Genomic DNA, 9,377 nt, shown 5'->3' on the forward strand with positions numbered 1-9,377 from the left:
GTCGCGGGCCGAACCCCCCGCGCGGTGCGGGGGGGGGTGGGTTGGTCGTGTGGTGCCAGTCGTTTTACACCACAAACCCCCACCCACGACCATCACGAGCGGGCGACCACCCGGACCGACTTCAGTTCCGCGTCCGCCGGATCGGGCAGTTCCATACCCGCGGCCAGCCCGCTGCGCAGGTAGTCCAGTATCGGTTCGGTCAGCACCTCTCCGGGCAGGACGGCGGGCGCTCCCGGTGGGTAGGGCGTGATCATTTCGGCGCAGATCCGGCCGACGGCGCGGTCGGCCGCCACCTGCTCCGCCGGTCCGAAGAAGGCGTCACGCGGCAGCATCGCCGTCTCGAGCTCGAAGTCGCCGGGATCGGGGATGTGGACTTCGGGCGGTGTCGGCAGGTCCGCTTCGGTCAGCGCTTCGAGCGCGTCGAGGAGGACGGTCGCCGTCTTCTCGTCGTCGGAATGGTTGAACTGCGCGACGATCCGGCGATGGTCCGACAATCCCACGGTGACGTCGCGGTGCTCCCGCAGCCAGTCCGCGGCCTGATATCCACTGATCCCGAGACCGCAGACGTCCACCACCACCTTGAGCGGATCGACGGAGTCGGCCAGCCGCGGCCCGAGGAATTCGTCATGCAGGACCCGGAGGCCGCCGATCTCGGCGACGCGCTGCCGAACCGACGACACCAGCGTCAGTGCGGCGGTGAGCAACTCCTTGCCCTGTAAGGCCATCTGCCGTCGCCAGCCGTCGAGTGTGGCGTACACGAGCGAACTCGGGCTGGTCGTGCCCAGCAGGTCCTCCCGCGCCTTGAGCACGTTCGGATCGACGCGGTCGCCCTGGAGGTGGAACACCGAACTCTGCTCGACCGCCGCCCCCATCTTGTGGACGCTGGTCACGCAGACGTCGGCGCCCGCGTTCATCGCCCACGGCGGCAGGTCGTCGTGGAAGGGCAGGTGCGCTCCCCACGCCTCGTCGACGATCAGGGGAATACCGCGTTCATGGCAGGCGTCGGCGACCGCGCGGATGTCACCGCAGGTGCCGTAGTCGGTCGGCGTCACCATGAGCGCGCCCTTGACGTCGGGTTCCTCTTCGAACGCGGCCATGAACTCCTGCGGACCAGGCGGATGCGTCAGATGCTGCTCGGTGTCCCAGCGCGGCCGCACCCAGACCGGCCGCACGCCGCTGATGATCAGTCCCGAGATCACGGATTTGTGCACGTGCCGGGGGACGAGCAGTTTCTCGTGCGGGCCGGCGACCGACAGCATCGCGCTCTTGACCGAGAGCGAACTGCCGCAGGTCGAGAAGAAGGTGTGCTCCGCGCTGACGGCGTCGGCCATCAGTTTCTGCGCTTCGGCGAGGACACCGGTGCGCATCAACCGGTCGTCGAGCCCGTTGAGCGCGATGACGTCCGACGCGAACACGTCCGGTCCGACCACTTCCAGTACCCGCGGGTCCACGCCCCGGCCCTGTTTGTGCCCGGGCGCGTTGAACGGCACGAAGCCGCGGTCACGATAGTCGCGCAACGCCTCGAGAACCGGTGCCCTGCGATGATCCATACGCCGGGGGTAACCCTGGTACGAATTGCCGAAACCCCTCGAAAGTGTGGCCCACGGGCGGAGAGTGTTCTTCGCCCGATCGGGGTAACCGACCGGTCAGGAGGTGGTCGCCATTGTGGTCTCCGGTAGGCGAAGTAGCACTGCGTGACCTGGATGACAACGATTTACCGACGTCGCGAGCGCATCCGGTGCTGATCGCGGTGACGACGGCGGGTCGCGGAGGCTTGCTGTGGCTGGTCGTCGCGGCGGTGCTCGCCACCCGTCGCGGAAGTCCGCGGCACGCCGCCGCTCGTGGACTGCTGGCCGCCGGCGCGGGGATGGCGAGCGGACATCTGCTCAGCGCGCTGGTGCGCCGTCCGCGTCCGCGCACCCGGCAGCTGCCCGCCCGGAGATCGTTGCCCGAACAGCCGAATTCGTCGTCGTTCCCCTCGAAACACGCGATGGTGGCCTCGGCGTTCACCACCGCTGTCGCCCTGCACGCGCCGAAAGCGGGTGCGGTGATCTCTCCGCTGGCCGTGGCGGTCTGCTACGGCCGGATGCGGACGCATGTCCATTGGCCAACCGATGTCCTCGGCGGGATCGCCTTGGGGGCCGCGGTGGCCTGGGTCTTGCGTCGCCGGGATCGGACCTAGGCGCGGACCACCGCGACGGGGCAGCGCGCGTGGTGGAGGGCGTCGTCGCTGACCGAGCCGAGCAGTAGCCGCCGCAGGGGACCGTGCTCGCTCCGCCCGAGCACCAGCAGGGCCGCGTCCGAAGACTGTCCGGTCAGTGCCTGCCCGGCGGGCCCGATACCGTGCACGACCTCCACGGCCACCCCCGGGAAACGCTCGCGCAGGGGTTTCAGCTGACGGTCGACCAGTTCGTCGGAGATCTCCTGGGGTACCGCGGGCGCCGGATCGAGAATCGGGCCGCCGAGCAGCGGTTCGCTCGTCGGTCCCCAGACCGGGATCCGCGCGACGTGGACCGCGTGCACCGCCAAACCGTGGCGCGCCGCGAAGTCGAACGCGAAGCCGGCCGCTGCGGAACTCTGCTCGGAACCGTCGGTGCCGAGCACCACCGGCCCGCCGGGGGCGGATTCTTCCCCGCGGACGACGATGACCGGCCGTCCGGCGGTCCTGGTCACTTCGGCTTCGGTCGAGCCCAGCACCGCGCGGGTGAAGACGCCGGTATGGGATTCGCCGAGCACGATCATCGCGGCGTCCGTCTCGTCGGCGATCGAGGTCAGCACCGCCTCCGGGGTCCCGCCGCGGACGACCGTCCGGACGTCGAGGCCGGGATCGGTGCGATGGATCGCTTCGGCCATCGAGCCGAGCTGCCGTCGCGCCGGCTCCACCTCGGCCGCCTCGTCGGCGGCCTCCGGCACTGCTCCGGCGAGCGGGGCGGCCACCAGGTCGGCGCCGGGCGGAGGAAGCCGGTCGTGGGCGCAATAGCCGAGCACCAGACCGCATCCCCGGGTCTTCGCTTCGGTGAGTGCCCAGCGTACGGCCCGCCGGGCCTCGGTCGAACCGTCGAACCCGACCACCACCGGGCCCGCACCTGTCTGCGCGGTCGACATCGCCACCACCTCCCGATCCGCTCCGGGATACCCGTTCCGCGCGGTTTTCATGCGGCGGTGTGGTGCGCTGTTTCACCGCGCGCTGGACCTGGGTATCTCCAGATATGACTTCCCTGTCCACGACACATCCGAAGCTCGCGCTTCTGGTGCCCGACGAGCTCCACACGCTCGAAGGCGCGGAGGGGCGATTACGGCTGCGCGTGAGCAGGCCGACCCGGGGAACCGCCGTGGTCAAGGCGTGCGGCGAGATCGACCTCGACACCGCGCCCCGGCTCTGGGAGCTGCTCTGCGAACGGCTGCACGGCAACGGCACGAAACTGATCGCCGACCTGTCCGAGATCGGCTTCTTCGGTGCGGCGGGAATGCGGGTGCTGCACCGCGCGCAGTTGCTCGCCGACGAAACCGGAACCCTCTTCTTCGTCTTCCCCGGCGAATGCCGCTCGGTGCGCCGGTTGCTCGATCTCTGCGAAGAAGCCGACATCCGGACCCTCTAGTCCCGCCCGGTCGCCGAACGGGCCGCGAGCGCCGCGCTGAGCAACGCGATGTGCTCGAGCCGGGTGGGGTCGAGGCCGGTCAGGTCGGCGATCCGGCGCAGCCGGTAGTCGACGGTGTTGGGGTGGATGTGGAGTGCCGCGGCGGTCTGCCGTCGTCCGCCGCTGCGGAGGAATGTCTTCACTGTCTGAAGGAGTTCTTCGTTGCCGTCCAACGGGGCCAACCGCGTGGCCAGCCGGTCGAGCGCGGGGCCGGGGCGCGACAACTGGTATTCGAGCAGGACGTCGTCGAGCCGGTAGAGCCCCGGCGGCCTGCCCGCGGCGGTCGCGACCGCGAGCACGTCCTGTGCCAGCTTCGCCGCTGCGGGTACGCGAGCCGGTCCGGCTGCAGCGGCCCCGACGGTGAGTTCGGCACCGGCCGCGCGGGCGACGTCGGCGAGCACCCGCTCCAGCCGCGACCAGTCGCCTGTGGACAGTTCGTCGTCGGCGGTTTCGTGTGGCAGCAAGGCGATGCCGCCTTCTGGCGTGAGCGAGGTCAGGACCGTGCCCCGGATCTGGCGCTCCAGCTCGACCCGCAGCCGCCGCAGTTTCCGGCGTCCGGCGACCAGCGGATCGACGCCGCCTGCCTCCTCGTCGGGATGTGCCCCGGCGGACACCGCGAGAACGAGGTAGCACGGCGGCAGGCGCAAGCCGACCTGCCCGGCGGCGACGTCGGCCGGTTCGCCGTCGAGCAGGGCGGAAAGCACCGTGTGCCGCGCAGAGCGCTCGTCGTCGAACATCGTCTGCCGCTCGTCGAGGTAGCCCGCGCCGACCGCGGGCGTGACCACTTCGAGGTAGCGCAGCGTGAGCGCGTTGACGGCGAGGACGTCGGCGACCTCCTCCGGGCGCGCGTCCGGAGTGAGCGACTCCCAGACCACCTGGATGCCGACGTGGTACGCGGTGAGCACCAAGTCGATCGGGATGCCCTCTTCCGCACGACGGGCGGCGGATTCGCGGAGGAAATCGAGCTCCTCCTGTTTCGGAGTCGCCCCGGTGCGCAGGGTGCCGATGAACGAACGCATGTTCTGTTCGATCACCTGGGTGATGTCCCCGCTGAGCTCCTCGGCGGGCAACAGGCCGTACGCGGGAATCCGGGAGACGATCTCGGCGAGAACCGTCTTCGTGAGCGACGGCAGGCGCTCGGCCAGCCGTTCCGCCAGTGGACTTCCGCCGATACGGAAACCTGGACCCTTGTCACCCGTCACAGCGATCCATCATGACAGCCGGTGGGTGAGGAGCCGGGCGGTGCGCATCCCCGAAGCACCCGGGGCCGGGTGTCAGCGAGCGAGCGCGTCCCGGGCCGATTCGAGGGTCGGATGCACGTTGAAGACGGCATCGAGCCCGAGCAGCGCCATCGGGCGCAGCAAGGCTCGTTCCTGGGTGACCAGGATGAAGGGGATACCTGCCTCGTCGGCCTTCGCCCGGATCTGGACGAAGGTGGTGAAGCCGGACGAGTCACAGAAGGTGACCTTGGACAGGTCCGCGATCAGCGCCGCCGGGCTGAACCGGAGTTCCTCCTCCAGGCTCTGCCGCAAGCCGTCGGAAACGGCAAGATCGATTTCACCGGAAACGGTGACCACCGTGTCGGTGTCGGACGCGGTGACCGAGACATCAAGAGGGGACACGAATCTCCGGGTTGCAGTGGGCCGCTCGGTGGCCGGTGCGCGATAGTCGGTCAAATTGACTCCTTGCCGGTACGGGGGCCCGGCTGGTGCCCGATGCGGGCATACCGGACCCGAAAGAAAGGGCCCGGCGGCTGGTGTCTGAACCGCGACAGGGCAACCGTATCAGTCTCCCGGCCCGAACCGCTGGATGAGCGCTTCCCGGCCGGTCACGGCCACCGAACAGCGGACGTTCGCCCGTCGATCCGGGGGACCGCGCCGTTACGCCATCCGCACCCGCGCCTCGCCGACCCACGGCTCGGCCGGAAGCGCGTCGTAGGCTGAACGCGACCCGCGGTGGACAGGAGGCTGAAGTGGCCGGGACGACGGTGGCCGAGGTGATGGCCGAACTGGCCGCGCTCGAGGACCCGCGAGCACGCCAGGTCAACGAAAAACACGGTGACGATCACGGGGTGAACCTCGGGAAGCTGCGCGCGCTCGCCAAACGGCTGAAGACCCGGCAGGAGCTCGCCCGCGAACTCTGGGAGACCGGCGACACCGCGGCGAAACTGCTCGCGCTCCTGATCTGCCGCCCGAAGGCGTTCGAACGTGAAGACCTGGACCGGATGGTGCGGGAGGCGCGGACCCCGAAGGTGCACGACTGGCTCGTGAACTACGTGGTGAAGAAGAATCCGCACGCCGAAGAGCTGCGCCTGGCCTGGTCCGCCGATCCGGATCCGGTGGTCGCGAGTGCGGGCTGGGCGCTGACCACCGAACGCGTGGCGAAGAAGCCCGAGGGCCTCGATTTCCCCCGTCTGCTCGACGTCATCGAGGCGGAGATGAAAGCCGCTCCGGACCGTCTGCAGTGGGCGATGAACCACTGTCTGGCGCAGATCGGCATCGACCACCCCGAGTACCGTGCCCGGGCGATCGACATCGGCGAGCGCCTGGAGGTCCTCAAGGACTACCCGACTCCGCCGAACTGCACGTCCCCGTTCGCTCCGGTCTGGATCACGGAGATCGTGCGCCGGCAGCACGCGGACCGGTAGCGGCCGGGCCTTCACGGACTTACGGCTGACCTGTACGAGGGTGGGGGTTCCCCCGGTTGCGCACCTTTGATCAACGGAGGATCGGGGACACTCAGCGTCCCCGATCCTCCGTTGATCAAGCTCGTCCCGATCACGACCGGTGGGTCCGGCGACCGAGTGGGGAAGATTCCGGACGCTCAACGGCCGGAATCTTCCCCGCTCGACCGCACCGGCAACCCGCACAAGCTCCACACCGGTGGGTAAACAAAGATGAGTCCCTCAAGGGGTCCTTCACGGACTTACGGCTGACCTGCGGATTGGCGTGTGGATCGTGAGGTGGTCGCACCGCAGCGCGCGCCTCGCGGGGCGCGAACCGGAGCGGGTAAGCAAATGCGCTTCCCTCAAGGAGTCCTTCAGGTACCTAAGAGGGTCGGTGCTGACCCGAATCGCGACTCACGGGGAGCGGCCTCGCCGAACTCAGCTCAGTCGTTGAGCGGCTTCGGAAATCTCGATTCCGTGCTGCTCGGCGCATAACGCCAGCAGTGCCGCGGCGGCGCTGCTGTCGACCTCGTGGCGTTCCATGAGCGCGCCTTTGGCTCGCTCGATCGTCGCCATCTCGCGCCACAGGGAGGCACGCCAGCGCGCGTCGCCGATGTTCTCGTTGGTCGTCACCGATCGAGGATCGCGCACTCCCGCTCGCGGTGAAACCCGCGCCCGGCACACTGACCAGGACGAGTGACGGTTCCGCCCCGATCGGCCCAATCCGGCTCGCCGGGGTCAGCCCAGCGCGTCGGCCTTGATGGCTTCGAACTGGGCGCCCATACGCGCCGCGAGCGCCTCCGCCGCGCGCAGCGGCCGGACCATGACCTTGAAGTCGGCGATCTTGCCTTCGGAGTCGAAGGTCAGGAGGTCGCAGCCGTTGATCCGCAGCCCGTCGACCATCGCTTCGAATTCGTAGACGTGGTGTGCGCCGTCCTGGATCTCGCGGACATAGCGGAAGTCCTCGAACACACGCAGGACGCCGCGCAGGATTGCCGCGGTGATCGCCTTGCCCTGATACGGCTTGAACGCCACCGGGCTGGTGAAGACCACGTCGTCGGCGAGCATCGCCTCGATCGCGGCGGCGTCTTTCGCCTCGACGGCCTGACGGAACGTGGGCATCACGCTCTCCTCATAGTCAACTTGTTGAGTAGATGCCGCGAGCGTAGGGGATCGCCGCGCGAGTGTCCATCGAAGTGACTAATCAACTTTGCGACTAATCCATCAGCTGACTACGATCACGCCATGGCGCTGCAAAACGCGATCCTCGCGATGCTGCTGGAGGGTGAGTCCTCCGGCTACGACCTGGCGAAGAGTTTCAACGCGTCGGTCGCCAACTTCTGGACAGCGACACCTCAGCAGCTCTATCGGGAACTGGACAAGATGGAGTCGCAGGGCCTGGTGACGGCACGCGTCGTCGAACAGCGGCGCCGCCCGAACAAACGGCTCTTCTCCCTGACCGACGCCGGAGCGGCCGAACTCGCCGACTTCACCACGCGAGCACCGAAACCGACCGCGATCCGTGACGAACTGCTCGTGCAGATCCAGGCTGTCGAAGCGGGCGACGACGAGGCGATCCGGCGCGCCGTCGTGGACAGGATGGCCACGGCCGAAACGAAACTCAAACGGTTCGAACGCCTCCGGGAGCGCATCCTCGGTGACGCCACCGAGTCGGACTTTCTCGCCACCGCGCCCCGTGTCGGTCCCTACCTGACCCTCACGCGCGGGATCGCGTTCGAACAGGAGAATATTCGTTGGGGCGAAAAGGTTCTCGCCGTTCTCGATCAGCGTGTGGCGGCGATCTGAGGTTCACTGCAGGTACTTGAGAGCCGGAGGTGAGCCGCGTGGTCGAGCCGAAGAAGGGGCCGACGTTTCGTCAGGTGGTGCTGGACTGCACCGACGCCCGTGCCCTTGCCGAGTTCTACCGGCGGCTGCTGGTGTGGGACTACCGCCCTGGCGACGAACCGCGGCCCGGAGACGAGCGCGGCGAAGACTGGCTCGTCTTGAGAAATCCGGTGGACGGCGTGCAACTCGCCTTCCAGCGGGTCGATCGGCTTCCCGAAGCGAGCTGGCCGGACGCCGTCCCGGTGCCCCAGCAGTTGCACCTCGACCTGACCGTGGACTCGGCCGAGGAACTCGACGCGCAGCACGACCGCGTCCTCGAGTTCGGTGGCAGGCTGTTGCTCGACCGCAGCGACGACCCCGGCGAACCGCTGCGCGTGTACGCGGATCCGGCGGGGCACCCGTTCTGTATCTTCGTCGTCTGACGCGCCTCAGGTGCGGCATAGCGGCGACGACCGTCTACTGGAGGGAAAGCCCGTCATGACCATCGCGCTGATCGTCGGTGACCTCCAGCGCGGCATCACGGGCAATTACCCGTTCGCCGGACAGGTTTTGCCGCAGGTCACCGCACTGCTTCCGCGTGCCCGCGCGGCCGGTGTTCAGGTCGTGTTCGTGCATTTCGCGATGCGAGGGAACGGTGCCGACCTGCCGCCGGGCAACGCGCTGGTCAGGTCGTTCTTCGAAGCCGGTGACACCTTCCATGAGGGGTCGGCCGGCACCGAGCTCGCGTTGCCGGTCGCCGACGAGGACGTGGTCGTGCTGAAACGCCGTGCCAGCGCTTTCGCCGGTACGGATCTCGACATGGTGCTCAGGGCGGGCGGCGTCGACACCGTCGCGATCGCCGGGGTCGCGACGAGCGCGATGGTGGCCGCGACGTGTTACGACGCGGCGGACCGGGGCTACCACGTGACCGTGCTCCGTGATGGTTGCGCCGACGGCGATCCGGCGATGCACGACTTCTTCATGGACGCCGTCTTCCCCAGCCGGGGATTCGAGGTCGTCTCCTGTGCGGAGTGGCCGAAGCGGTGAGCCCCCGCATTTATTGAGGGGCAAGGCGAACGTGGCGTGATCGGCGAGGAGCTCCCCGCTGAGGCGGGGCGCGTCGCGCGACTGTCCACAAGGGACACATTTCAGGAACTCGGTGTCCGGTTGATGACGCTGTGCGCGGTTCCGCGTGGGGTCGTGAGTGGCGAATAGGGTTAGAACCCTCATTGCCACTCACGACCCCCGCG

At 68.5% G+C, this 9,377-nt stretch carries 12 protein-coding genes; 6 read left to right on the top strand and 6 right to left on the bottom strand.

Annotated elements, in window-relative coordinates:
* Positions 1–92: 92 nt before the first annotated feature.
* On the bottom strand, positions 93–1,550 hold the full coding sequence (locus ACZ5ZX_RS41310) for an aminotransferase class I/II-fold pyridoxal phosphate-dependent enzyme (protein ID WP_465507463.1): 1,458 nt from the start codon (positions 1,548–1,550) through the stop codon (positions 93–95).
* 188 nt (positions 1,551–1,738) lie between these two features.
* On the opposite strand from ACZ5ZX_RS41310, the gene ACZ5ZX_RS41315 reads away from it, so the two are divergent.
* Positions 1,739–2,182 (top strand): phosphatase PAP2 family protein, encoded by a 444-nt coding sequence (locus tag ACZ5ZX_RS41315; RefSeq protein WP_465507464.1) that lies wholly within the window; start codon positions 1,739–1,741, stop codon positions 2,180–2,182.
* Here ACZ5ZX_RS41315 and ACZ5ZX_RS41320 read toward each other — a convergent pair.
* Complete coding sequence (locus ACZ5ZX_RS41320) at positions 2,179–3,105, bottom strand: universal stress protein (protein WP_465507465.1); 927 nt, start codon at positions 3,103–3,105, stop codon at positions 2,179–2,181. The two genes, ACZ5ZX_RS41315 and ACZ5ZX_RS41320, sit on opposite strands and share 4 nt — an antisense overlap.
* A gap of 104 nt (positions 3,106–3,209) precedes the next feature.
* Here ACZ5ZX_RS41320 and ACZ5ZX_RS41325 point away from each other — a divergent pair, with 104 nt between their 5' ends.
* Complete coding sequence (locus ACZ5ZX_RS41325) at positions 3,210–3,599, top strand: STAS domain-containing protein (RefSeq protein WP_465507466.1); 390 nt, start codon at positions 3,210–3,212, stop codon at positions 3,597–3,599.
* Here ACZ5ZX_RS41325 and ACZ5ZX_RS41330 read toward each other — a convergent pair.
* Together ACZ5ZX_RS41330 and ACZ5ZX_RS41335 are read right to left on the bottom strand one after the other, a co-directional pair.
* Positions 3,596–4,840, bottom strand: a complete 1,245-nt coding sequence (locus ACZ5ZX_RS41330; protein ID WP_465507467.1) for a PucR family transcriptional regulator — start codon at positions 4,838–4,840, stop codon at positions 3,596–3,598. The genes ACZ5ZX_RS41325 and ACZ5ZX_RS41330 overlap by 4 nt on opposite strands.
* A gap of 72 nt (positions 4,841–4,912) precedes the next feature.
* A complete protein-coding gene (locus tag ACZ5ZX_RS41335; RefSeq protein WP_465507468.1) occupies positions 4,913–5,260 on the bottom strand; it encodes an STAS domain-containing protein in 348 nt (115 codons plus the stop codon).
* A 350-nt stretch (positions 5,261–5,610) separates the two neighbouring features.
* On the opposite strand from ACZ5ZX_RS41335, the gene ACZ5ZX_RS41340 reads away from it, so the two are divergent.
* Positions 5,611–6,285, top strand: coding sequence for a DNA alkylation repair protein (locus ACZ5ZX_RS41340; protein ID WP_465507469.1), 675 nt, complete (start codon positions 5,611–5,613; stop codon positions 6,283–6,285).
* 456 nt (positions 6,286–6,741) lie between these two features.
* Here ACZ5ZX_RS41340 and ACZ5ZX_RS41345 read toward each other — a convergent pair whose 3' ends face one another.
* Positions 6,742–6,936 carry an ANTAR domain-containing protein gene (locus ACZ5ZX_RS41345; protein WP_465507470.1) on the bottom strand — a complete coding sequence of 65 codons (195 nt, stop codon included), beginning with the start codon at positions 6,934–6,936 and terminating at the stop codon, positions 6,742–6,744.
* Between the two features lie 105 nt (positions 6,937–7,041).
* Positions 7,042–7,425: a nuclear transport factor 2 family protein gene (locus ACZ5ZX_RS41350; RefSeq protein ID WP_465507471.1), complete on the bottom strand. Its 384-nt coding sequence runs from the start codon at positions 7,423–7,425 to the stop codon at positions 7,042–7,044.
* Positions 7,426–7,548: 123 nt separating this feature from the next.
* Between ACZ5ZX_RS41350 and ACZ5ZX_RS41355 the strand changes: the two genes are divergently transcribed.
* The 3 genes from ACZ5ZX_RS41355 to ACZ5ZX_RS41365 are packed head-to-tail and all read left to right on the top strand — an operon-like array spanning position 7,549 to position 9,174.
* Positions 7,549–8,109, top strand: a complete 561-nt coding sequence (locus tag ACZ5ZX_RS41355) for a PadR family transcriptional regulator (protein WP_465507472.1) — start codon at positions 7,549–7,551, stop codon at positions 8,107–8,109.
* Positions 8,110–8,147: 38 nt separating this feature from the next.
* Positions 8,148–8,570: a VOC family protein gene (locus ACZ5ZX_RS41360; RefSeq protein ID WP_465507473.1), complete on the top strand. Its 423-nt coding sequence runs from the start codon at positions 8,148–8,150 to the stop codon at positions 8,568–8,570.
* Positions 8,571–8,625: 55 nt separating this feature from the next.
* Positions 8,626–9,174: a cysteine hydrolase family protein gene (locus ACZ5ZX_RS41365; protein ID WP_465507474.1), complete on the top strand. Its 549-nt coding sequence runs from the start codon at positions 8,626–8,628 to the stop codon at positions 9,172–9,174.
* Positions 9,175–9,377 lie beyond the last annotated feature (203 nt).

Source organism: Amycolatopsis sp. NPDC033938 (assembly GCF_055575975.1).